The organism is Sulfurimonas limnophila (genome assembly GCF_059705345.1).
In genome coordinates this window covers 447,997-472,025 of the sequence record NZ_AP046127.1, presented here as the reverse complement: position 1 = coordinate 472,025, position 24,029 = coordinate 447,997, and the positions used below count along the sequence as shown (strand labels likewise).

21 protein-coding genes are annotated in these 24,029 nt (G+C 35.5%); 8 read left to right on the top strand and 13 right to left on the bottom strand.

Translation table 11 applies throughout. The features are described from left to right. Position 1 precedes the first annotated feature (1 nt). Genes AC6H33_RS02560 through AC6H33_RS02550 form a run of 3 tightly spaced genes read right to left on the bottom strand, consistent with a single transcriptional unit; the run spans position 2 to position 5,440 of the window. A complete protein-coding gene (locus AC6H33_RS02560) occupies positions 2 to 3,106 on the bottom strand; it encodes an efflux RND transporter permease subunit (protein ID WP_497605408.1) in 3,105 nt (1,034 codons plus the stop codon). Next, positions 3,107 to 4,207 (bottom strand): efflux RND transporter periplasmic adaptor subunit, encoded by a 1,101-nt coding sequence (locus AC6H33_RS02555; protein WP_497605407.1) that lies wholly within the window; start codon positions 4,205 to 4,207, stop codon positions 3,107 to 3,109. Continuing rightward, positions 4,208 to 5,440 (bottom strand): TolC family protein, encoded by a 1,233-nt coding sequence (locus tag AC6H33_RS02550; protein WP_497605406.1) that lies wholly within the window; start codon positions 5,438 to 5,440, stop codon positions 4,208 to 4,210. Between the two features lie 93 nt (positions 5,441 to 5,533). Between AC6H33_RS02550 and AC6H33_RS02545 the strand changes: the two genes are divergently transcribed. The 7 genes from AC6H33_RS02545 (at position 5,534) to AC6H33_RS02515 (ending at position 13,642) form a co-directional block, all read left to right on the top strand. Continuing rightward, positions 5,534 to 6,031 carry a MarR family winged helix-turn-helix transcriptional regulator gene (locus AC6H33_RS02545; protein ID WP_497605405.1) on the top strand — a complete coding sequence of 166 codons (498 nt, stop codon included), beginning with the start codon at positions 5,534 to 5,536 and terminating at the stop codon, positions 6,029 to 6,031. 208 nt (positions 6,032 to 6,239) lie between these two features. After that, on the top strand, positions 6,240 to 7,271 hold the full coding sequence (locus AC6H33_RS02540; protein WP_497605404.1) for a sensor histidine kinase: 1,032 nt from the start codon (positions 6,240 to 6,242) through the stop codon (positions 7,269 to 7,271). Further along, positions 7,268 to 7,957 (top strand): response regulator, encoded by a 690-nt coding sequence (locus AC6H33_RS02535; RefSeq protein WP_497605403.1) that lies wholly within the window; start codon positions 7,268 to 7,270, stop codon positions 7,955 to 7,957. The genes AC6H33_RS02540 and AC6H33_RS02535 overlap by 4 nt, the downstream gene beginning before the upstream one ends. Positions 7,958 to 7,968: 11 nt before the next feature. Then, complete coding sequence (locus tag AC6H33_RS02530) at positions 7,969 to 9,297, top strand: TrkH family potassium uptake protein (RefSeq protein ID WP_497605402.1); 1,329 nt, start codon at positions 7,969 to 7,971, stop codon at positions 9,295 to 9,297. Beyond that, positions 9,294 to 9,947 carry a potassium channel family protein gene (locus AC6H33_RS02525; RefSeq protein ID WP_497605401.1) on the top strand — a complete coding sequence of 218 codons (654 nt, stop codon included), beginning with the start codon at positions 9,294 to 9,296 and terminating at the stop codon, positions 9,945 to 9,947. Before AC6H33_RS02530 ends, AC6H33_RS02525 begins: the two co-directional genes overlap by 4 nt. 161 nt (positions 9,948 to 10,108) lie before the next feature. Then, on the top strand, positions 10,109 to 11,473 hold the full coding sequence (locus AC6H33_RS02520) for an IS4 family transposase (protein WP_497603908.1): 1,365 nt from the start codon (positions 10,109 to 10,111) through the stop codon (positions 11,471 to 11,473). A 42-nt stretch (positions 11,474 to 11,515) separates the two neighbouring features. Beyond that, on the top strand, positions 11,516 to 13,642 hold the full coding sequence (locus AC6H33_RS02515) for a bifunctional diguanylate cyclase/phosphodiesterase (RefSeq protein ID WP_497605400.1): 2,127 nt from the start codon (positions 11,516 to 11,518) through the stop codon (positions 13,640 to 13,642). Here the strand turns inward: AC6H33_RS02515 and ruvX are convergent. The 8 genes from ruvX to AC6H33_RS02475 all read right to left on the bottom strand — a co-directional run bounded on the left by ruvX (position 13,625) and on the right by AC6H33_RS02475 (position 21,475). After that, positions 13,625 to 14,017: a Holliday junction resolvase RuvX gene (gene ruvX, locus AC6H33_RS02510; protein ID WP_497605399.1), complete on the bottom strand. Its 393-nt coding sequence runs from the start codon at positions 14,015 to 14,017 to the stop codon at positions 13,625 to 13,627. The two genes, AC6H33_RS02515 and ruvX, sit on opposite strands and share 18 nt — an antisense overlap. Next, positions 14,017 to 15,357 carry a tRNA uridine-5-carboxymethylaminomethyl(34) synthesis GTPase MnmE gene (gene mnmE, locus AC6H33_RS02505; RefSeq protein ID WP_497605398.1) on the bottom strand — a complete coding sequence of 447 codons (1,341 nt, stop codon included), beginning with the start codon at positions 15,355 to 15,357 and terminating at the stop codon, positions 14,017 to 14,019. The genes ruvX and mnmE overlap by 1 nt, the downstream gene beginning before the upstream one ends. 44 nt (positions 15,358 to 15,401) lie before the next feature. After that, positions 15,402 to 16,382, bottom strand: coding sequence for a Jag N-terminal domain-containing protein (locus AC6H33_RS02500; protein ID WP_497605397.1), 981 nt, complete (start codon positions 16,380 to 16,382; stop codon positions 15,402 to 15,404). Continuing rightward, on the bottom strand, positions 16,375 to 17,985 hold the full coding sequence (yidC, locus tag AC6H33_RS02495) for a membrane protein insertase YidC (protein ID WP_497605396.1): 1,611 nt from the start codon (positions 17,983 to 17,985) through the stop codon (positions 16,375 to 16,377). The genes AC6H33_RS02500 and yidC overlap by 8 nt, the downstream gene beginning before the upstream one ends. Beyond that, complete coding sequence (yidD, locus tag AC6H33_RS02490) at positions 17,970 to 18,314, bottom strand: membrane protein insertion efficiency factor YidD (protein WP_497605395.1); 345 nt, start codon at positions 18,312 to 18,314, stop codon at positions 17,970 to 17,972. Before yidD ends, yidC begins: the two co-directional genes overlap by 16 nt. Then, entirely contained in the window at positions 18,292 to 18,660 is a 369-nt protein-coding gene (gene rnpA, locus AC6H33_RS02485) for a ribonuclease P protein component (protein ID WP_497605975.1), read from the bottom strand. The genes yidD and rnpA overlap by 23 nt, the downstream gene beginning before the upstream one ends. Further along, a complete protein-coding gene (gene rpmH, locus AC6H33_RS02480; RefSeq protein WP_299853241.1) occupies positions 18,648 to 18,782 on the bottom strand; it encodes a 50S ribosomal protein L34 in 135 nt (44 codons plus the stop codon). Before rpmH ends, rnpA begins: the two co-directional genes overlap by 13 nt. Positions 18,783 to 18,898: 116 nt before the next feature. Further along, positions 18,899 to 21,475, bottom strand: a complete 2,577-nt coding sequence (locus AC6H33_RS02475; protein ID WP_497605394.1) for an ATP-dependent Clp protease ATP-binding subunit — start codon at positions 21,473 to 21,475, stop codon at positions 18,899 to 18,901. Positions 21,476 to 21,618: 143 nt separating this feature from the next. On the opposite strand from AC6H33_RS02475, the gene AC6H33_RS02470 reads away from it, so the two are divergent. Beyond that, positions 21,619 to 22,296, top strand: a complete 678-nt coding sequence (locus AC6H33_RS02470) for a nitroreductase (RefSeq protein ID WP_497605393.1) — start codon at positions 21,619 to 21,621, stop codon at positions 22,294 to 22,296. Here AC6H33_RS02470 and AC6H33_RS02465 read toward each other — a convergent pair. Together AC6H33_RS02465 and AC6H33_RS02460 are read right to left on the bottom strand one after the other, a co-directional pair. Continuing rightward, positions 22,289 to 23,140 (bottom strand): 1-aminocyclopropane-1-carboxylate deaminase, encoded by an 852-nt coding sequence (locus AC6H33_RS02465; RefSeq protein ID WP_497605392.1) that lies wholly within the window; start codon positions 23,138 to 23,140, stop codon positions 22,289 to 22,291. The two genes, AC6H33_RS02470 and AC6H33_RS02465, sit on opposite strands and share 8 nt — an antisense overlap. 3 nt (positions 23,141 to 23,143) lie before the next feature. Further along, entirely contained in the window at positions 23,144 to 23,977 is an 834-nt protein-coding gene (locus AC6H33_RS02460; RefSeq protein ID WP_497605391.1) for a peptidylprolyl isomerase, read from the bottom strand. Between the last annotated feature and the right edge of the window lie 52 nt (positions 23,978 to 24,029).

The following is a 24,029-nucleotide window of genomic DNA, read 5'->3' as shown; positions in this document are numbered from 1 at the left end:
TTTACTTCTGCTCTTTGTTTCTTATTTTTGAAACTAAGATATAAAATAGAGGGATAAATAGTATCGCTAAAAATGTAGCTGCTAACATTCCGCCTACCACTCCTGTTCCTATGGAGTGTCTACTCGCTGCTCCTGCACCGCTGCTGATGGCTAGAGGAATAACCCCTAGCGTAAAGGCTAAAGAGGTCATGATGATTGGGCGCAGACGAATTTTTGCGGCCTCTAATACGGCTTCAACAAGCTCCATACCCTGCTCTCTTTTTTGTATAGCAAACTCAACTATCAAGATGGCGTTTTTAGCACTAAGTCCAGCCAGAACCAGTATCCCTATCTGGAAGTAAATATCATTATCGAGCCCTCTTAGATGGTTGGCGACAACAGCTCCAAACACACCAAAAGGAACAGCCAAAATAACAGCTATTGGCATAAGCCACTTTTCATACTGAGCGGCTAAAATCAGATATAAAAATATTATTCCAAAAATAAACGCTAAATTTCCAGCACTAGATATCTGCTTCTCTTGATATGCCGTTCCTATCCAACTAATACTATATCCCTCAGGCAGAACCTCATTTGAAACCTCTTCTATCGCCTTTAGTGCGTCTCCTGAGCTATATCCTAAAGAGGCTTGTCCTGCGACTTTTGCAGCGCTAAATAGGTTAAATCGCTCAACCAAGTCAGCGCCAACGCTCTGCTTAAGCGTTACAAATGAGCTAAGAGGAATCATCTCGCCCTGCGCACTTCTGACAAATATCTTCTCTAAATCTTGTGGCGTTTTTCTAAAAGACTCCTCTGCTTGCATATTTACCATGTAAGTTCTGCCAAGCAAGTTAAAATCATTTACATAAAAAGTTCCAAAAGTTGCATTTAGAGTCTGATAGACCTCATCAATATTTACACCTTTTGCTTTTGCTTTTGGTGTATCTACTTCTATCTTATATTTTGGAACTGAGGTATTTAGTGTAGTCCTAACTCCTGCTAACTCTGGTCTTTTGTTTGCTTTTTGTATAATCTCATTTACATATTTTTGAAGCTCTTTTAAATCCGCGCCTGTTCTGTTTTGAACATACATCTCAAACCCGCCAGCGATTCCCATACCCATAATCGGCGGAGGAACAACACCAAAAGAGAATCCATCACTTGTACGGGAGAGTTTTTTACTCATATCTGCTGCGATATAACTTGCATGTTGAGTTGGGTCTTTTCTCTCATCCCAAGGCTGAAGTTTCAAAATCGTAGCGGCTGCATTTGTTCTTTGTGAAAATGTAACAAAATCCATTCCTGCAAACTGCACTATATTTTTTATACTATCTTTCTCTTTTGAAGCTATCTCATATATCTCTGAAGTAAGAGCATCTGTTCTGCTAAGTGAAGCAGAAGGAGGGTTATAGCTAAATACAAAAACAGTTCCTTTATCTTCTGTTGGGACAAGCCCTGTTTTTAGTGTTGTAAACATATCGTATGTGACATATATAAGTCCGCCAAAGAGCAACATACTTAAAAAAGTGTAACGTATTGTTAACTTTAGCGCTTTTGAGTAACCTCTTGTCGCGCTATCAAAAAAGCTATTGAACCATTTGAAGAAATATTTTGGCTCTTTGTGTGTCGGCTTTAGCATCAGAGCACAAAGTGAAGGTGTAAGTGTAAGGGCCACAAGCCCTGAAATAGCCAACGATATAACTATGGTAACAGCAAACTGTCTATACATCTCTCCACTAAGTCCACCCAAGAAGGCAACTGGAAGAAAAACAGCTGAGAGTACTAAAACGATAGCAATCAGAGCACCTGAGACCTCTTGCATCGCTTTTATAGAGGCATCTTTTGGGGTAAGTCCCTCTTTTATGTGTCTCTCAACGTTTTCTATAACGATAATCGCATCATCAACAACTATCCCAATGGCAAGAACAAGCCCAAAGAGTGTAAGCAAGTTGATACTAAAACCAAGTATATACATACCTGCAAATGCACCGATTATAGATACAGGAACGGCTAAAACAGGTATAAGCGTTGCTCTAAAATTTTGTAAAAACAGAAATATGATAAGAATAACCAAGATGATAGCTTCTATGAAAGTTTTAATAACTTCATTGATAGAGATTTGAACAAAGTCGGTAATATCATAAGGGATAACATACTCAACATCATCAACAAAGTTCTCGCTTATAGAAGCGATAGTTTGACGAACCTCTTTTGCTGTCTCTATCGCATTTGCGCCACTTTGTAAAAATATCAAAATTGGTACAGCTGGAACATTATTTAGCTTGTTTTTCATGTTGTAGCTTTGAGAGCCAAGCTCAATCGTTGCGACATCTTTTAGTTTTAGAGAGCTTCCGTCTTCGTTTGCTCTTACTATAATCTCTGAAAATTGTGAAGGGTCATCAAATCTTTGTGGTGTCTCTATCGTATATGTGAACATCTCTTTGCTTGAGATTGGATCAGCTGCGAGTTTTCCAGCAGCGTACTGCTCATTTTGCTCTCTGATAGAGGTAACTAAGTCATTTACTGTAAGGGAGTATTTTTTTAGTTTTGATGGGTCTATCCAGACTCTCATAGAGTAATCTTTTGCGCCAAAGATAGTTACATCTCCAACACCCTTAACCCTCTTTAAATCATCTACTATGTTTATAAGAGCATAATTTGACAAGAAACTGACATCTCTGCTCTGTTTTGGCGAGTTTAAGATGATAACTTGAAGCATATCAGGCGACTTCTCATTTACTCTAACGCCTTGTCTTTGAACCTGCTCTGGAAGTCTTGAGAGAGCCGCTTGAACGCGGTTGTTTACATCTATCTTTGCATCATCAGGATTTGTTCCTACTTTAAAAAATATACTTATACTAAGTGAGCCGTTATCAGCTGAGATTGAGCTCATATAGAGCATATCTTTAGCTCCGTTTATCTGCTCTTCAAGAGGAGCTGCTACTGTTTTTGAGATAGTTTGCGCACTAGCACCCTGATAAGAGGCACTAACTACAATCTGCGGAGGAATAACTCTTGGATACTCTCCAATAGGCAAAGAACGCATTGCTATCACACCAGCTAAAACGATAAGTATCGAAATAACAGATGCAAATACAGGTCTTTTTATAAAAAAAGTGGAAAACATTTACTTACCTTCCACAATGGTAACTTTTGAGCTTGGTCTTAGTTTTGCGATATTGCTTATTACTATATTTTCTCCATCATCCAAGCCCTCTTCAACATAAGCGATACCATCTTGTACTTGTGCACTTTTTATCGGTCTCATCGAGATTGCACCATCTTTTATAACATAAACAATTGTCGCATCTTGTGTTTTAACAAGAGCTACTTGAGGGATTTGTGCAACTCTCTCATACTCAAGCCCATCAATTTTTATCTGGGCATAAGCACCTACTACTAGCTCTTTGTCGCTGTTTTTAAACTTTGCCCTTAGTTTTAGAGTATCCGTTTGTGCATCTATTTTAGGCGAGATAAAATCAATATCTCCGTTATAGCTTTTTGTTCCGACACTAAGTATTACTTTTGTGCCATTTTTGATTTGAGAGAGATACTTTGTCACATCACTACTCGGTAGAGAAAACTCCGCATATACAGGCTCTAGCGCTGTGATAGTTACTAACTTTGAGCTCTGCTCACCTGCATCTATATAAGCGCCTACATCACTGCTACTCATCCCGATTGTGCCGCTAATTGGGGCTTTTATAGTTGTATAGTCAAATTTGATTTGAGCATTTTGCACTACGGCTTTTGCTTTTGTTACCTCTGCTTTTGCATCTTCATAACCATAAAGGAGTTCATCACGCTGAGTTGCAGAAATAGCACTGTTTTTAAATAGATAATCATTACGCTCCCAATCTTTATGGGCTTTGTTAAAATTTGCCTCTGCTTTTAAAAGAGCTGCTTTTGCTTCATTTAAAGATGCACGATACTCATCTTTTTGAATCTCATAAAGAGTGTCGCCTTTTTTTACATACGAGCCCTCTTTAAAATTTTCACTAAGAAGAACTCCGCTTACTCGCGCTACTATTTCAACTTCATTAAATGGTTTAAGAAGTGCGGAGTAGCTCTTAATTAGAGGTGCTCTATCAAACTTTACACTATATGCTTCTACTGGTAATGGTGGCATAGCCGCAGTATTTGGGGCAACTGGGGCACTTTTTTTCTCATCACTACAACCAACTAAAAACAGAGATAAAACCACTGCTAAAACTGTAAAATTTTTCATCTATAAAAACTCCTTAATATCTTTTCCGCTGTAGTAAATCAGCTCTGCTTTTTTAATCTCTTGCTCATACAAAGCTCTTTGTGCATCTCTTTGCGCATCATACTTCTCGCTAAGAGCCATTAGGTAAGCCACATTATCGATAGTTTGATTTTGATACTTAAACTTTATAAGCTCATATGCCAAAGATGCGGCATCTGCAGCTGCTTTTGTTGCTTCTACTTTTGCCTTGGAGAGGATAAGTGCTTTTTTTGCAAGACGATACTCAACGTCCGCTCTGCTCTTTTCATACTCTATCGTAGATTTTTTACTCAAATACTCTTCAAGCTTAGACTCATACGCTTTAGTTCTTGAGCCAAAATCAAAAATATTCCATGAAACGTTTACCATAGCTATATTTTGATTTTCTACTAAAAAACCGCCATCTAGGGCTTTATCGTCAAAATAGTAGTCGCTGTGACTCCATGTATCATCCAGATATACAACAGGCATATTTTGGCTTTTTTTGATATTTGCTTCATGCAGCAGTGAAGTAGCTTCATGCTCAAGTGCTTTTATATCTGCTCTTATAGTCTCATCTTCTTCTTTAGGCAGTTTTATAGTACCGCTTCCATCAATATTTTCAACTCTTAGAGATGTATAGTACTCAAGGGTGTGTGTGATTTTTTGGTTCTCTAGCTCTATCTCTTGAAGTGAAACTTGGGCTTTTTTTAGCCTTGAGTCAATCTTTACAACCTCATCTTTTGTAACAGACCCAGCTTCATAAAAAAACTCAACTCTCTTTAGCTCCTCTTTTAACTGCTCTATCTCTTGTGTTGTAGCAGTTTTATCAGCCTCAAGTGCAAAATATTCAAAATATAGTCTTGCAATATCTAGTGAGATAGAGTTTTTAGTTGCAGTAATTGTGCTTTTACTAGCATCAATTGAGGATTCAAGCTGATTGTACAAGCTATCTTTTTTGCCACCATCATAAAGAGTGTATTTCAGAGAAGCTTGAAATTTCAGTGAATTTTGTGCAGTAGCAGCAGTCTCTTTATATGCATTTTGATAGCTTCCGCCTATATCTACACTAGGCAGATATGAGCTTTTAGCGCTCTCATATAAACGCTCTTTAGAGATTAGCGTATGTGTTTTTGACTCTACAACTCTATTTTTATGGGATAGTTCTAAAAGCTCATCTAAAGTATAAGAGTAGAGAAAAAGAGGTAAGCAAAGTATCGGTAAAAAAAGTCTCAACTGCTCTCCTTGTTGGTAATTTAGCAAAATAGTACCACAAGAACTCTTAATTATGTCTTGCTAGAAAGATATATTTTTAGCTATAATTCTGCCATGAAGAAAAACAGAGTAAACAGTAATCTCATTAGTAACTTTTATGACAAAGTTGATGCAAAAGAGCTTCCAGAGATTTTTTTAATGACTTTTCCAATAGCACTTATCCAAAAAACTATCATATCTCACTCTGATAGTTTTTTAAAAGAGCGTTTTGACCTGCTTAACTCAGAGGTGGATGTATTGGCTTCACTCTACACTAACGGTAAAGTTCTCTCCCCTACCCAGCTCTATGATATGACAATATTCTCATCAGGTGGAATGACAAAAGTTTTAAAAAGACTCCAAGAAAGAGACCTAGTCTCAAGAAAAGAAGACCAAACAGACAAAAGATGTATGCTTGTCTGTTTAACAAAAAGCGGTGAAGAGCTTGTTGTAAAAGCTCTAAATGACATCTCAAAAGAGTGCAGTAAATATTTTGAAGCATTTAGCGAAGATGAGATGAAAATATTTTCAACACTTTTAAAAAAAATACTCTTAAACATAAACAAGGTCTAATGCTATCTTTATAAAATCTTTATATTTTTAAAACTTTATTGACAACTTATTAATACCTTCTTAATTATAATTTGATGACAAAGCGCTTATATAAAAGCAACTCTAAAAATTAAAATGAAGAAGATACTATGGCAATACAAGATATAGCGATGATTGGTGTGCTAATCATCTTAAGTTTAGCAGTCCTGCTAAAACTACCAAACGCTTAATGAAAAAAACTCCTCTTAAAAACAGTATATACACTTATCTGCTCAAAGCGTTTGGCATTTTACTAGTCATAACGCTTATAAGTCACATGTTTCATCAACCTCTTGATATTATAAATATCGCGCTTATTCATATCATCCCTGTGGTTACAGTTGCGATTCATGGCAACATAAAAGCGACTATTATCATCACTGTCTTAAGCGTTATTTTTTTAAATTTTCTCTATATTCCGCCTCTATACAGCTTTAGCGTACACAATGAACTCTATATCTGGAGTTTTATCATCTTTGCAATAGTTGGATTGATTATCACGATTCAAGCAAAAAATCTCTCTACACAGACAAAACAAAATGAGATGAGAGAGAACCTCTTAAACATCATCTCACATGATTTACGTACACCGCTCTCAACCATCATAGGCACTACAAATCTTCTCTTATCTAACTCAAGCCTAGATGAGAAAGGGAGAAAAAATCTTCTTGAGGATATAAACTATGCCTCAATAAGAATGAAAAGATTAATCACAAACATATTGGACAGTACAAGACTCTCAAGCCTAAATATAGATTTAAAATTTGATTGGTGTGATTTTGAAGATATTGTAGGCGTTGCTTTAGAAGAGTTTGCAGATAAACTTCAAGATGACCTTTTAGATATAAAGATTGAAGATTTTAGACTTTTTTGGGGTGACAATATTTTACTAAAACAGCTCCTTGTAAACTTACTCGACAATGCTTTTAAATACTCTGTAAATAACACAAAAGTTTCTTTACATATCATAGACTCTAAAAATAGCCTCAAAATAGAGGTTTTTAACCAAAGCAGTTATATTGAAGAGAAAAAACTAAAAAATATATTTGATAAATTTTATCGTCTTGAAGACTCAAACGACATCTCAGGAAGTGGCATAGGTCTGGCAATCTGTAAAAGCATAGTCACTCTTCATGGCGGAGAGATAAAAGCTAGTGCCATCAACAATGGCGTACTTATTGAGGCAAAATTACCTATTTTAAAAAAGGCAAATTTAGTATGAAAAACTATCTTATCCAAATTATAGAAGATGATTCATCTGTAAAAAAACTCTTAGAGATTACATTTAGAGAACATAATCTAAACCATATCTCTTGTGATAACAAAAAAAATGCCATGATGCTTTTTTTAACACACTCTCCCGACCTGCTTCTAGTAGATTTGGGGTTGCCCGATGGTGATGGAAAAGAGTTTATAAGAGAAGTAAGAGAGATTTCAAAAGTTACAATAGTCGTTCTTAGCGCAAGAGATGATGAAAAAGAGATTGTTGCGGCTCTTGATGCAGGAGCGGATGACTACATAACAAAACCATTTTCAGTCAATGAACTCTTAGCTAGAATCAGAGCAAATCTTAGACGCAGTATTAGTGGAGAAAATATATCTAGCAAAATCACTTGTGCTGAATTAGAGCTGGATATAGCCTCAAGAGATATATTTTTTAGAAATGAACAACTTAAACTCACACCAATTGAGTTTGAACTTCTTAAGTATTTTTTACTAAACGCAAACAAAACACTTACTCATAAACAGATACTCAAAGAGGTTTGGGGAGTCGGGTATCAAAATGAGATGCAGTACCTTAGAACATACGTTAACACACTTAGAAAAAAGATAGAACAAAACAGTACAAGACCAAAATACATAAAAACAGAGTCTGGTATCGGTTATAGATTTTGTTGCAATAACTAAAAGAGATATTTATGCAAACGCACGATGTTAAGATAATCTTTATGAGCTTTGTTATTCTTATTGGGATAGGTGCTTTTTTACTAATGCTTCCTTTTGCACATAACGGAGAGCTTACTATCATTGACGCTCTATTTACTTCAACATCTGCGATTTGTGTGACGGGGCTTATTGTCAAGGACACTCCTGTTGATTTTACTACTTTTGGTCACACTATCATTCTTCTTCTTATTCAAATCGGCGGATTGGGATATATGACAGCAGTCACATTTTTGGCTATTATGCGTGGAAAAAAACTTGGATACAGAGATAGACTTATCTTAAGAGAGTCTCTAAACTACCCAGGTATGAGCGGAGTTTTTCGTTTTTTAAAAATAGTATTTACCTCAATAGTTGTAATAGAACTAAGCGGTGCAGCTATACTCACTCTTAGATTTTTTACAAACATGTCATTTGCAGATGCATTATGGTTTGGTATTTTTCACTCAATCTCAGCTTTTAACAATGCTGGATTTTCTCTCTTTAGCGATAATATGATGGGCTTTAGAGATGATTTAATCATAAATATCACAATCCCTCTGCTTATAATCATAGGCGGACTTGGCTACCTTGTACTCTTAGAGCTATACAACTACCGTAAAAAATCCCTAACCCGCCTATCAACACACACTAAACTAGTTTTATGGACATCAGCTATTTTGATTTTTGCTGGAATGGCAATCATCCTCTCTTTAGAGTGGAACAATCCAAACTCACTTGGAAACTTACCAATTTTGGAAAAAATTGTTGCTGCATGGTTTGCTTCTGTGAACTACCGTACTGCTGGTTTTAACACTATTGATTTTTCTACACTAAACGATTCTGATCTCTTTTTTGGAACTTTTTTTATGATTACTGGCGGTAGTCCTGGAGGAACAGCAGGTGGTATCAAAACCACAGTTTTAGCACTCTCTGTTATTGGTGTATGGTTTACTTTGCGTGGTCAAAACAATCCGCACATCTTCAACAGAAGTTTAGCTCCATATCAGATAAACAAAGCTTATGCGATTATTTTTATAGCCTCTTTTTATATCTTAGTTTCAACCGTTATTTTAAATGAGAGTGAAAATCTGCACTTTGTTAGAACACTTTTTGAAACATGCTCAGCATTCGCGACAGTAGGCGTATCAACTGGAGATGGTGGGTCACTTAGTTATAGTGCACTCTTTAGTGATATTGGCAAACTCAACATAATACTGCTTATGTTAATGGGCAGAATCGGTGTTTTTGCATTTACTGTGGTAATCGTAGGAAAAGCGGTTAAAACCCGTATCAAATTCGCAGAAGCAAAGGTGATTATATGACATACGTTGTTATTGGACTAGGAAGATTTGGATACCACGTAGCCAAAGGGTTGGCACAACAAGGAGAAGCAGTTATCGCCATAGATAACGATGAAGAGAAAGCTAGAGATATAAGCGAGTTTGTTCAAGATGCAATCGCGCTTGATTCATCAGACCCAAAAGCACTTTATGAAGCTGGAATAGCTGATGCAGAGGTTGCAATCGTCAGCATAGGAGAAAATATTGAAGCGAGTATTCTCACAGTGATGGCGCTCAAAGAACTCGGCATTAAAACAGTAGTGGCAAAGGCTATCACACAGGTTCATGGTCAAATATTATCAAAACTAGGTGCTGCTAAAGTTATATATCCAGAGATGGAATCAGCAAAAAAACTAGTAAAAACAATAGTTGAAAATATGAATTATGAAACTATTGATTTATCCATAACCATGAAAATTGCTAAAATGGCTGTTAGCTCTTTGTGGGTTGGAACTTCCATCTTGTCGCCAAGATTTCAAGATGAGTTTGAAGTTAAGCCTATCGCATATAAACATCAAGGGGAGTGGCGTACTTCATTTGATAAGAACGATATTCTCGAAGCAGGTGACATTTTAGTAGTTCTTGGCAACAGCAACAACATAGAAGCATTAAGCAAAAGAGTTTTAATGTAGTTTTGATAATTTTTACAACTATTTATTAATTTCCTTATTATGAGTTATCTTCTCAACTTTCGCACATAGATTTTGATGTTTAATTTATCTACGAAAGCCCATAAATAGGCGCTTTTTAGTATAATTATGTTACCACTAACATCATTATAAAGGTCTATTTTATGGAACTTGCAAATTATATAGAAACTGCTATGAAAAGCATATTAAAGAATCCAATCCTTGAAGTGCTAATAGAGATAAAAATCACAAAAATACTCAAGCAGAGCAACTTCATTAAACGAAATGTCGGCTATCCACCATTTCAAATAATCTTACACTTCGTGTATATGCTTATCATGAATAAAAGACAGTCTACATTCATAAAAAAGAGCGATAGTGCATTTGGCAAAGACGCTTATTACCGATTTATCAAAGAGAGTCGTTACAACTGGCGAAAGTTTTTAATACTAAGCACTACTGCGCTTTTGCAAAGAATAAAACCTCTACATAAAAACGGTGAACATCGCTTGCTCATTATTGATGACACAGTCGAAGCTAAAAGTGGTAAACATATTGAAGGAAGCTGTAAATATATTTGGAGCAATAAAGAGCACAGAAGCATAAATGCGCTCAATATCGTATCTCTAAATTATGCAGATTCACATTCAACATTTCAACTTGATTTTTCCATCAAGATGAATGATAGTCGTCGAAAAGATATATCTGAATTCACTTCAACTGTTCATCATCGTAGTAATTCTCATAAGCGTAAAGTTGAATCTCTCAAAGGTAAAAACATTTTAGCTATTGAGATGCTTGAGAGAGCGTTAGAGCAAGGGGTAGATGCAGACTACCTACTTATAGACAGTTGGTACGCTAAACCAGACTTCATACATCAAGCTAATGAGCTTGGCATGCCAGTAATAGCAAGACTTCCAAATAATAAACTCATTTGGAACTTTAAGGGCAAACATAAAACTATGAATGCAATCTATGATAGTATGAAAAACTCTCGTCATAAACAGAGTGGCAAACATGGAAAAATATCTTATAAATATTTCGATGCAATTGTAGAACATGCTGTTCTAGGCAAAGTCAAGCTCGTATTTTTGCACACAGGTAAAGACTTGTTGGTTTTTATCTCAACTGATATTATCATTATAGGCAAAGAGATTCTAGCAACTTATAAAAAGAGATGGAATATTGAGCAAGGTTACAAAGATTTGCGAAACCTGTTTGGGTTTGGCAAAGAAGAGAATCGTATCTATGAATCACTAATTGCAAAAATAACTCTCTCAATGTTTGCCTACAACATTGTAAGCTATATCAATCGCATAAAACATGAGCCACAAACTCTAGGAGAATTATTTAGAGACTTAGAGTGTGAGCTTGAAACTCTTGCAATATCAATGCAACTCTTCATTCAAATACTGACAAAAATCTCTGAAATTGAAAATGTTGTCAAGGATAATAAAGATTTACTGACTATTCTCGCTGTACTCAACGCTTATACTCAAAAAGAGTTGGGTTTTATGTGCGAAAGCTGAGTTATCTTGTAAAATTCCACAAATTTATTCTAAGGCATTTTTTTGTCAAACAATCACAATAACAGTAACTTTCCACTTTACAACAACAATGACGTGTTAATGGAATATAGTGGTGCTGATATGGACATGGCAACTATAAAAAGTCTCATAAGAAATCTAAACGAAGCTCAAGAGATAGCAAAAACAGGGCATTGGAAGTTAGTTATAAGCACAAATGAACTTTTTTGGTCAGATGAGACTTATAGAATATTTGGTTTAATTCCTAATGAGATTGAACCATCTTATGAAAAGTTTTTTAGCTTTGTACATGAAGAAGACCGTGCCACTGTGCATGATGCTTATATGAAGTCACTTGAAGATAAAAAATCATACTGCATTGTACATCGCATAACAACAAAAGACAAAAAACTAAAATATGTCGAAGAGAGATGTATTCACAAGCTCGATGTCGATGGCAATGTTATAAAATCTATTGGAACTGTTCACGATATAACAGAGAGGATAGAGCGCGAAAAAGAGCTAGAGATTGCGTCAAATGTTTTTAAATACGCCTCAGATGGCATTGTCATAACAGATAAAAACAACCATATTGTCTCTGTAAATAGCTCGTTTGAGAAACTTACAGGATACTCTAAAGAAGAAGTTCTAGGTAAAGACCCAAAATTTCTAAGCTCTGGTTGGGGAAATGAAGAATTTTACAAAAAAATGTGGAGTAGTTTAGCTAACTATGATTTATGGAACGATGAGCTTTGGGACAGAAAAAAAGATGGTTCACTTTATGCTGTTGAGCAGACTGTTATCTGCGTAAGAGATAAAAACCAAGAGGTCCTAAACTATATTGGGATGTCTCGTGATATAACTGAAGAAAAAAACTCTCAAGAAAAAATTCATCAACTGGCATTTTATGACTTTTTGACAAAACTCCCAAACGCAAAACTATTTAAACAAGAGGTAGAAACCTATATAAAATCTGCTCACTATAACAGTGAAACTTTTGCTATTTTATTTTTGGATTTAGATAATTTCAAATGGATAAACGACTCACTAGGACACCATGCTGGAGACCTTTTACTTATTGAGATAGCAGCCAAACTACAAAATATCATCTCAGAAGATGGCATACTATCAAGACTTGGAGGAGATGAGTTTGTCATCTTAACTCCGTATGAAAATCTCCTTAGTATCTCTCAATTAGCAGACACTATTTTATCCAGCGTAAAAGAGCCAATAACTATACAAAACAGGGAAGTAAATGTTGGGTGGAGTATCGGGATAAGCCTCTATCCTCAAAATGGGGACAATCATAGCGATTTGCTAAAAAATGCAGATACGGCTATGTATGAAGCAAAAAATAGTGGTAAAAACAGTTTTAGATACTTCAATGATATGATGAATAAAGATGCCTTGTATCGCCTAGAATTAGATACAAAATTAAGACATGCCATAGCAAACAAGAGCTTTTTCTTAAACTATCAACCAAAGTACTCATTTGTAGAGAGAAGAACTATCGGAGTAGAGGCTTTAATCAGATGGATAGATAAAGATTTAGGCTTTATCCCACCAGATAAATTTATACCCATAGCAGAAGAGTCAAACTATATAAACGAAATAGGAAGATGGGTTATAAAACAAGCTCTAAGTGACTTAAAAATCATCAACTCAAAACTTGCAACTCCTATTAGCATCTCCATAAATGTTTCTGGAAAACAGCTAGATGAAGCTTCTTTTTATAATGAAGCAAAATCACTTTTACTAGAGAGTGGAGTTGAGCCATCTTTAGTAGAGTTTGAGGTAACAGAGACCTCTATCATGCAAAATATCGAGAGTGTCGTAGATATACTTAAGAAGATAAAAAAATTAGGTGTAAAAATATCAATAGATGATTTTGGTACTGGCTACTCCTCTATGTCGTATCTAAAAAAACTTCCAATTGACACATTAAAGATAGATAGAGAATTTGTCAAAGAGCTAGAGATTGATGAAGATTCAAAAAGTATCGTTAACGCAATTATCGCACTCGCCAAATCTTTTAAACTAACTACAGTAGCTGAGGGCGTTGAAAATGAGGAGCAAAAGCTTATATTAGATGGGCTAAATTGCGATATGACACAGGGCTATCTATATAGCAGACCTCTATCGCTAGATGATTTGTTAGCGTTTTTGTCTTAGGTATCTCTGCAAAATTATCATAGCAGAGATAGAGTCTATACGACCATCTCTGATATATTTTATCTCGCCTCTCATCATTGACTCTGCTTCTATTGATGAGTTACTCTCATCTTGGTAGAAAACATCACCCTCAAATGCAACTAGATTCATAAAATGAGCGACTCTGCGTCTCATCTCATCTTCACTGCTACCGCCAAGAGGAATACCAACTACAACAGCATCAACTTCCCACTCAATAAGTACTTTTTTAACATCTCTTGCTGCTTGGTCTCTGTTTTTTCTCTCTACCGCTTTGAGTGGGGTTACCAAATCTTTATGCGCAGAGTATGCAAGTCCTATGCGCTTGAGTCCTAAATCTATTGCAATGTATTTCACTATTTTCCTAGACAAAAAGAGCCAAACATCTTATCTAGCATCTCATCGTTTTCAAATGGCCTAGTGATAGATGCCATCTCTTTTATAGCTTCATTTAGATTAAATGAAAATATCTCAAGCTCTTGATCGTGAAGTGGCTCAAATGCCTCATCTATATAGTTAAGAGCGTTTTGAACTGCACCGATTTGTCTTTGTGAGATTAGCATCATCTCATCTGAAGAGTTTGCTATGTTCATTATATTTTCAAGTGCTAAAATCAGCTCTTCAACACTATCTTTAGAGTTTATCTCCATATCAAAATTTAACTCTGCTCTATAAAATTTTTGCTCTAAATCTATCTTATTTTTTACATAAAAAACGCTCTTGCCAACAGCTTTAGATTTTATAAGAGATATAATCTGTTCATCTTCATCATCCGCTGCTCTTGAAGCATCAAAGAGTGCTACAACTATATCGCTCTCATTTATCGCCTCAAGTGAGCGTTGTATCCCTATCTTTTCTATCTCATCACTAGCTTCTCTTATTCCAGCAGTATCAACTATGCGTATAAGATGTGTGCCGATTTTAACCTGCTCTTCTATCGTGTCTCTTGTAGTGCCTGCTATGTCGCTTACAATAGCTCTGTTGTAATTAAGAAGAGCGTTTAACAGTGAGCTTTTTCCAACATTTGGTTTTCCTATAATTGCCACTTTAAAGCCCTGCATTAGGCCTTCTCTAGCCTTACTTGCTTTGAGGGTTTTTAGAAGTGAAGCTTTGAGTTCTTTGAGATTTGCTTCTATTTGCATAACCAAATCCTCTGGCAAATCCTCTTCTGCATAATCTATGCTCACCTCAGAATAAGCGAGTATATGGATAAGATCATCTCTGATTTTTTCTATATAGCCTTGAAGTGAACCCTTCATCTGCTGTGCTAATATTTTTGCTGCATCTTCGCTTTTTGCTTCGATTAGTTGTGCTATCGCCTCGGCTTTACTTAGATCAATGCGACCGTTAAAAAAAGCACGTTTTGAAAACTCTCCAGCAGTTGCCAACCTTGCACCATAAGCGAGTGTAGCCTTTAGGATGCTTTGCGCAACGATAAAACCGCCATGACACTGAATCTCTACAACATCTTCAGCAGTAAAAGAAAAAGGAGCCCTAAAATAGATAACTATAGCTTCATCAATTAATTCGCCATTAAAATTATATATATTTGAGAGTGAAGCATATCTAGGAGTGAAATTTTCTTTGTGGGTAAGTTTTGAAGCAATCTCTAAAGCGCTATCTCCGCTTATACGAATTATCGCTATTGAACCTATGCCATTGGCTGTTGCAATGGCACTTATTGTATCTTGACTCATTAATCAATCTCCTCTCTTTGAAAACGAGTTTCCAAAGAAATTCATTAGTTGTGGTAATCGTTTATGATTATAAACTTTAGTCCATCTCTTGTAGAACGAACTGCTACATATTTATTTGGATATTTCTCTCTAAGCTCTTTTAGTGCAATTTGAATTAAAACACCATCAAGAATTTTTGTTTGCGCACGACCGTCTCTGTCAATATTTTCACAAACAGTAACTAAATATCTTGTAACTGACTCTTCTTGATTTTTTAAAAACTCTGCTATTTCTAGGCGAAGTTGAAGCTGGTATTTTGTGTTTATCCAGTTAAAAATCATATATGACAATGCTTTATATCTATAACCCTCTTTACCGATAAGCAGGGCAGCATCTTCACCTTTGAACTCAACAAGAAGAGTATTTTCATCATACGGTGTTACTTCAATTTTCTCAATATTAAAGCATATTGATTTAAAGAGTTCATTTATATCTTTTTCAACACTTTTAGAAACTTGATATGCACTTATTTTTATTTTTACTTTTTCAGGAAGATCTTCATTTTCATCATCATAATCTGCAGTATAATTAATATCTTCCATATCATAGTCATCATCATCTTGCATACTCACAAAAGATTGTGGCATAATGGTGTCATTTACAATGTTGTGATTGTGTTTTGGAAGCTCTTTTTTAGGCTTTGGTTCTGGTTTAGGTTCTGGCTTAAACTCTTTTTTTCGCTCTTGCTTGAGCTCTTTTCTTACTTCTGGTTTTAATTCAACTTTCTCTTCAGTGTATCTCTCTTTTTGAACTACTGGAGTTGGCTTTGTCTCTGTTGGAGTTTTTTGAACATCTTTATCCTCTTGATAACTTTTCTCTTTTGTCTTTTTTGCCGCTACTATAATGGCACTTTTTTTAAAAAGTCCCATAAAGCCATTGCTTGGAGATTGGACGATCTCTATTGCCAACTCACTAGCAGAGCACCCTAGCGCCGAAGCGGCATCTTTACATGCTTGCTCTAAAGTTGCCGACTCAATCTTAATCATCTTTGTTCTCCACATGTTTGTGTGCAGCTATTTGAGCATCTTTTGCATTTTTAAACTGCTGATTAACGATAAATTGTTGCCCGATTGAGAACATATTGTTTATGAACCAGTAAAGAACTAGACCTGAAGGGAATGTTATAAAGAAGAATGTAAATATTATAGGTAAGAACTTAAATATCTTCTCTTGAAGTGGATCAGTAAAATTACTAGGTGTAAGTTTTTGCTGATAGTACATCGAAGCACCCATAAGAATTGGAAGAACAAAAGTTGAGTCCATTCTTGAGAGGTCATTTACCCATAACATCCAAGGTGCACCTTGAAGCTCAACAGCATTTAAAAGTACACGATAAATTGCAAAAAATACTGGTATTTGAAGCAACATAGGAAGACATCCGCCAAGAGGGTTTGCTCCATGTTTTTTATACATATCCATAACAGCAGCATTCATTCGTTGTGGATCACCCTTGTATTTTGCCTGAAGTGCTTTAACTTGAGGCGCAATATCTTTCATCTTTTGCATAGAAACCATACCTTTGTATGTCAAAGGATAAAGAATTACTCTTATAAGAATTGTAAGTGCAACAATCGACCAACCCCAATTTCCAATCAAACCATGCAACCACATAAGAAGCTGAAACAGAGGCTTTGAAGCAAAAGTAAACCAGCCATACTCAACAGCATTTGTCAAAATTGGATTTATTGCATCTAGTGTTTTATATCTTTTTTGACCGATATAACCACTAAATTTCATATTTTGTAGTGCTTCAAAATAGACTATCGGATTGTTATCTCTGTCTCTGTCTATAATAATATTTGTATCTTTGCCAAAACCATACATAATTGATGCTGAGTATTGATCAAACGCTGCAGCTAGTTCGATATGGCTAAAACTTTTTCTCTCTTTAGAATCACCATCTTCGATAATCGTAAGAAGCTCTTCATCATTATAAATAAGAGCACCAACAGCAGCCATCATCTGCTCTTTTTCATTAACTCTTGGTCTTTGTCCTAGGTAAATGAAGTATCTTTTATCATCAGAGAGTGAAATATCAACATCATAATGCCCATCAGCATAAAAAGTTACCACTTTTGTGATTGTTAGGTTAGATAATTTTTGAGTTAAAACAACTTTACTAGCGTTATCTTGAAGGTTAATCTCTGAAACATCTGCACTATAAGGAGTTTTCGCAGCTTCTTCATTTATAGATGGATCTAAAAATCTAATAAAGAGAGGTTTTGTTCCGCTTTGAGGAATAAGCTGTGCATGTGCATCTTCATTTGTGTTATACATCTCTTGTAAAAGTACTTTTGAAGAGATACGTCCTAGAGTGTCTATTTTTAGTATAAAATCACTATTTTTTACTGTTGTTAGTATGCTTAAATCATTTGCGGCAACTGCCTCTTGTGCAGATATTTCATGTCCAACAATATCTTCTACTTTTGGAGCTTTTTTTAGCTCTACTTTTTGCTCTTTGCTACTCTCTTTTTGTGCCACTTCTGCTGGCTGTTCCGCTGGATAAATTGCTGTATATGCTATGAAAAATACAAACGATAACAATACCGCTATTATAAGTCTCTGATTTGGTGTCATTTTGTCGAACACGTTCGCCCTTTGTATAAAAAATTTTTTATGATATAAAAACGGTTTTTTTTATTTGGAACCAACCAATATTTTATAGAATCAACCCCTATTTTTTTGGGTTTTAATGAGAGTTTATCAAGAAGTGGATACTCTATACCGCCCTCAAATAATTGATTACAACGCAGTATTCTAGTAAAAGTGTGGTAAAAAGCACTTGAAATGGAGTTATTTTCAAAGTGAATTCTTGCATATTCGCTACAAGATGGGTAATATCTGCAACTACCATATCCAATAAGTGTAAAAAACTTCTGATAAAGCCATAAAAGCTTAAGCAGTAATGTTTTGATCATCTGTTTTTTTTTCAAGTGTGCCTAAACGACTTAAAACTTTTTCAAAGTCATTTTGTAGTTTTTGATGTGATGTTTCTGAGATTGTTTGCTTGGCTACAAAAATATATGTGCCATGCTTAAGAAGCGATGAGTAAGTAACAAACAGAGCTCTAAGTCTTCTTTTTGCTCTGTTTCTCTTTACAGCATTACCAATTTTTTTAGTAGCCGTAAATCCCACTTTTTTAACGTTGTTCGCGGGTAGAAAAAATAGCACAACACTATTTGAGTGCGAATCTTTCCCTTTTCTATAAACATACTGAAACTCTTTATGGAGTTTTAGTGTATAGAAATTTCCTAAACTGACAATTTTTTACGACCTTTTGCACGACGACGGTTAATTACATTACGACCGTTTTTCGTTGCCATTCTTGCTCTAAAACCGTGAGTTGATTTTCTCGGTTTACCGTGAGGCTGGTATGTTCTTTTCATGACATATCCTTCTTTAAAATTAAGTCCGAAATCATATATGAAAGTTACTTAAAGTGCGGTTAAGATTTGTGCCTCTAGGCAACAAGAGGCACTTTTGTAACTTCTTCGACTTACCCTTAGGATATTTTTACGCTTATTTCATCATCTATAAAATCAAATTCAACATGAGAGCCTTCGACTACTTTACCCTCAAGTATCAACTCTGCCAATCTATCTTCAACAATCTCGTATAACGCACGTTTTAGAGGTCTTGCTCCATAAACTGGATCAAATCCAGCCTCTGCAATATAAGCTTTTGCCTCTTTGCTTAGTGTGAGTGTTATATCTCTTGAAGCAACTTTTTTAGCAATTTCACTAAAGAATATATCTACAATTCCGACAATCTGTTCACGCCCAAGTGCGTTAAATATTACAATATCATCCAAGCGATTTAAAAATTCTGGTTTAAATGCACTCTTTAGTTCACTCATTACCATCTCTTGAAGTGCCTCAGAGTTTGGGTTATTGATGATTTTATCACTTGCTATATTTGAAGTAAGGATGATTATTGTGTTTGTAAAATCAACTGTCACCCCTTTATTATCTGTCAATCTTCCATCATCCAAGACTTGAAGCAATATATTAAATACATCAGGATGAGCTTTTTCTACCTCATCAAATAAGATTACACTATATGGTTTTCTTCTAACGGCTTCAGTCAACTGTCCGCCCTCTTCATAGCCAACATACCCTGGAGCAGCCCCAACAAGGCGAGATACTGAGTGTTTTTCCATATATTCACTCATATCTATTCTTATCATTGCATCTTGCGAATCAAACAAAAACTTAGCCAATGTCTTAGCAGTTTGCGTTTTACCAACACCAGTTGGACCTAAAAATAAGAAGCTACCAATTGGCGAATTACCGCTTGAGAGCCCAGCTTTGTTTCTTTTAATAGCACGCGCAACTGCATGTGTAGCTTTACTCTGTCCAACTACCTCTCTATTTAATTCTTCTTCAACATTAAGTATTTTATCTTTATCAGCTTGAAGCATTTTTTTAACTGGAATTCCAGTCCATCTTGAAATTATAGAAGCAATAGCCTCTTCATCTACACTGTTTTTTAGAAGAGTTCCCTCTTTTTGGAGATTTTCCCAATTTTGTGCAATCTCTTTTTCTCTAGCTATTAATGCTGGGATTTCTCCATACTCTATTTCAGCAGCACGATTAAATTCAGATGTGCTCTTAGCCACATGAGCTTCTCTTCTTTTTGCTTCAATCTCATTTTTAATACTAGATATTTTTCCAAAGACCTCTTTTTCATTGCTAAACTGAGCTTCAAGCGTTCTAACTCTCTCTTGCTCATCAGCTAACTCTTTTTGTATATCAACGAGGCGCTTAGTATTTGATGGCGACTCTTCCATCTTTAGTGCTTCTTGCTCTACACTAAGCTCTGATATTTTAATCTTTGCACTCTTTAGGACGTTTGGCTCTGTCTCTATCTGCATCTTAAGCTCAGCCGCAGCCTCATCTATAAGGTCGATTGCCTTATCTGGTAAAAATCTATCTGCTATATATCTATCTGATAGTTTTGCAGCAGCGACTAGGGCACTATCTGTAATCGTTACATTATGATGCGTCTCAAGTCTCTCTTTTATACCGCGAAGTATTTGAAGAGTTTGATTAACACTTGGTTCATCAAGGTTTATAGGTAAAAAACGTCTCTGAAGAGCCATATCTTTTTCAAAATACTTTCTATACTCTTTTAAAGTTGTTGCACCTATTGTGTGGAGCTCTCCACGAGCAAGAGCAGGTTTTAAGATGTTTGCAGCGTCCATACTTCCCTCACTGGCACCCGCTCCAACAATTGTATGAATCTCATCTATAAATAAGATGATATTTCCACTCTTCTTTACCTCATCAATGACGGCCTTTAATCTGTCTTCAAACTCTCCTCTGTACTTTGCACCAGCGATTAGGGCACTCATATCAAGAGCAATTAACTTTTTGTTTTGAAGTGAAGTTGGGACGTTATTATCGCTAATTCTTTGTGCGAGTCCTTCAACTAGGGCTGTTTTACCAACCCCTGGTTCACCAAGAAGCATTGGGTTGTTTTTTGTTTTACGGATGAGTATCTGCATCATCCTAGTAATCTCTTCATCTCGCCCTATAACAGGAGCAAGTTTGCCATCTTTTGCCTCTTTTGTTAAATCTATACCATACTTTTTAAGCGACTCCATCGTCTCATCTGAGCTTTGCGAATCAATCTTTGAAGTGCCTCTTGAGGATTCAATATTTTTGATTAGTTCTGATATATCTATATATTTTTTAAGTATGCTAAAGAAGGGCTCATTTTTCATATTTGCCAATAGATACGTATCAACAGCTAAAAAAGAGTCTCCATTTTTCGTCATAACTCCGACACCATTTTCTAATGACTGAACAAAGTTTCTTGATAATTTAATACTCTCTTTTGTTACACTCGATGACTTTGGCAACTTCTCGCTAAAACTCTTTACATCAAGCTCTATCGCCACTTTATCTATGCTCATTTTATTGAACATCTGGTTTAGTACAGAGTTTGAGTTAGTTAGTTGCGACCATAAGAAGTGGATAGGTTCAACCTCTTGGTTTTTATTGTATAGAGCCAACGATACAGCCGATTCAATAGACTCTGTCATGTTGTTTGTTAATTTCTCAAATATATTATTCATACTTATCTCCAAACTTTAAATTTATGAAAATAATTATATCTAGTTGAGTGACTTCTTGTCAAGTCTTTTTAGTCTTTATCTGTAAAACTTTCTTTTAATTTAATTTGTAATATAATTTCAAAAAAAGTTTTATAGGGGAACAAATGCCTACTATCACTAATGCTATAATAGAGCGCTCTTCAAAAAGAGCCTTTTTACAAAAGCCTGTAACAAGGGAGATACAAGAAGAAATTTTAAAAGCAGCTGCCATGACGCCAAGTGGAGCAAATATGCAACCATGGATTACGTATGCAATCAGCGACAAAGAAGTTTTAAAAAATATAGGTGACGCTATCATCCAAAAGATGAACAGCGGCGCAGAACATGACCAATTTATCCAATACTATCCTCTAGAGTGGAAACCTATATATAAAAAGAGAAGATTTGAAACTGGCATAGGTCTGTATGCACACATGGGAGTAGATAGAAAAGACGTTGAAACAAGAACAAAAATGTGGCATGACAACTTTCGATGGTTTAATGCTCAGTGTGTGTTTTTTGTCTTTACAGATAAAGCGATGATTGATGGTGCAGTTGGAGCACTTATAGATTGTGGTGCATATATGCAAAGTATCATGCTTTGTGCAAGAGATTTTGGATTAGAGAGTTGTCCTCAAGGCTCAACTACCGAGTTTGGAAGAGTTGTAGCTAAAGTATTAGACGCACCAGACAATCTAGCACTTCTTTATAGCGTTGTTATCGGCTATGAGGACAAAGAAGCAAAAATAAACAGTTATAGACCACAAAGAGCAGATATTAGTGAAACCGTTATCTTTATATAAAGCCTTTTTGCTTATATCGCTCCAACATACTCTCATTTCCACTTACGCCTCCACTGTGAACATATAACACATCTTCTTTAGTATGTTCTAAAAGCGTCATCCACATAGATGGCGCATAAATTAAATCAAACTCTACTTTAGCAGCTAACAGTTTTTGCCATATTTCTAAAAACTCTTTGTATGGTTTAGCGAAGTGATATTTTCTATTTGGCTCTAATATAATAAGGTTTGATGGAAGTTCACATAACGCTCTCATTTGACACTTAAGGTACTCAGTGTCTCCAACACAAGGTGTAGTATAGACTTTATACTCAGGCAAACAAAGAGCCAAAAAAAGGGCAGTTGTACCTGTGCCTGAAGGAGTTGCTAAAGACTTTACATCTAAAGAACTCTCTCTTATCTCATCCGCTAAAACTTTTAACCCAAGTCTTGCTTCTTCTACTGCACCGCCTTGGTCTATTATAAAAGTCTCTTTGTCTAAGTTTAAGCGCAGTGAAGCTATAAAATCTCTGTAATACTCATTTTCAATCTCGATATGTTTCATTCCAAGCCTTGTGGCGTGATAAAAATTGCCAGATTTCTCTTGTTGCATAGCGATACTTAGAGTTTTAGTATAGTAGATAAACTCCCATCCCTTTTTTTGGCACATTGCAGAAATTGCAAGCATCGCATTTGATTGCGTTCCGCCATAAGAGATGATAGTTTTTAATTCATTTGATGGTGTTTTAAGAAGTGTATATAGTTTGCGGTATTTATTTCCTGCTAAATAAGGATCTATTAAATCGTCCCTTTTAACATAAAAATCTCTCCCATCTACAATTATTTTAGAGATAGGAGAGTTCATGGACTATTTTATAGTAGCTTTTTTCTCTAACTCTTTCATTTTTGCAAGCATTATAGTTTTAGCTTTTTCCATTTTTAATCTTTGTTCTATAAAAGGTTTTACTTCAGCAAAATTCTTTGTTGCTTTTGCTTTTTTATCTTCTATATAGATTACATGATAACCAAATTGTGTTTTTACTGGTTCCATTGTCATCTCTTTAGCTTTCATAGAAAACGCTTTATCATTAAACTCAGGTACCATTTGCCCTGCTGTAAAATAACCTAAATCACCACCCTCAGAAGCACTAGCACATGTTGATTTTGATTTTGCAAGTTCAATAAATTTGTTTTTTAGAGCATCATCCTTTAGTGGCTTCAATTCAGCAATAACAGCTTTTGCGTCTGCTTCTTTTTCAACAAGAATATGACGTGCATTAACACTTTCATTCTCAACAAACTCTTCTTTGTTTGCATCATAATATTTTTTCAACTCATCATTTGAAATAGCGATTTTATCAATCTCTCTTTTTTGCCAAACTTGAATAGCTATCTCTTTTTGGATTCTTTTTGTTACCTCTTCGTACTTCTCTTTATATTCTGGAGATGTTAATACACCTGTTTTTTTTGCATCATCATAAACTAACTCTTTAGCTACTAACTGCTCTAATACCTGTTTTCTAAATTCAGCCTGCTTCTCTGCTGGAACTTGGTTGAATCTCCCTTGTGTTGCTGCCATAAGCTCTCTATCGACATCTTGTTGCGTGATTACTGTGCCATTTACGCTTACTAGTGTTTGCGCTGCAAACGACATTGTTGATAAAAGAGCTAAAGACGATACTAATTTTGTTACTGATTTCATTGCACTTCCTTGATAAATTGGAAAAATTTTAGTTTGTTAATACTAATGATTA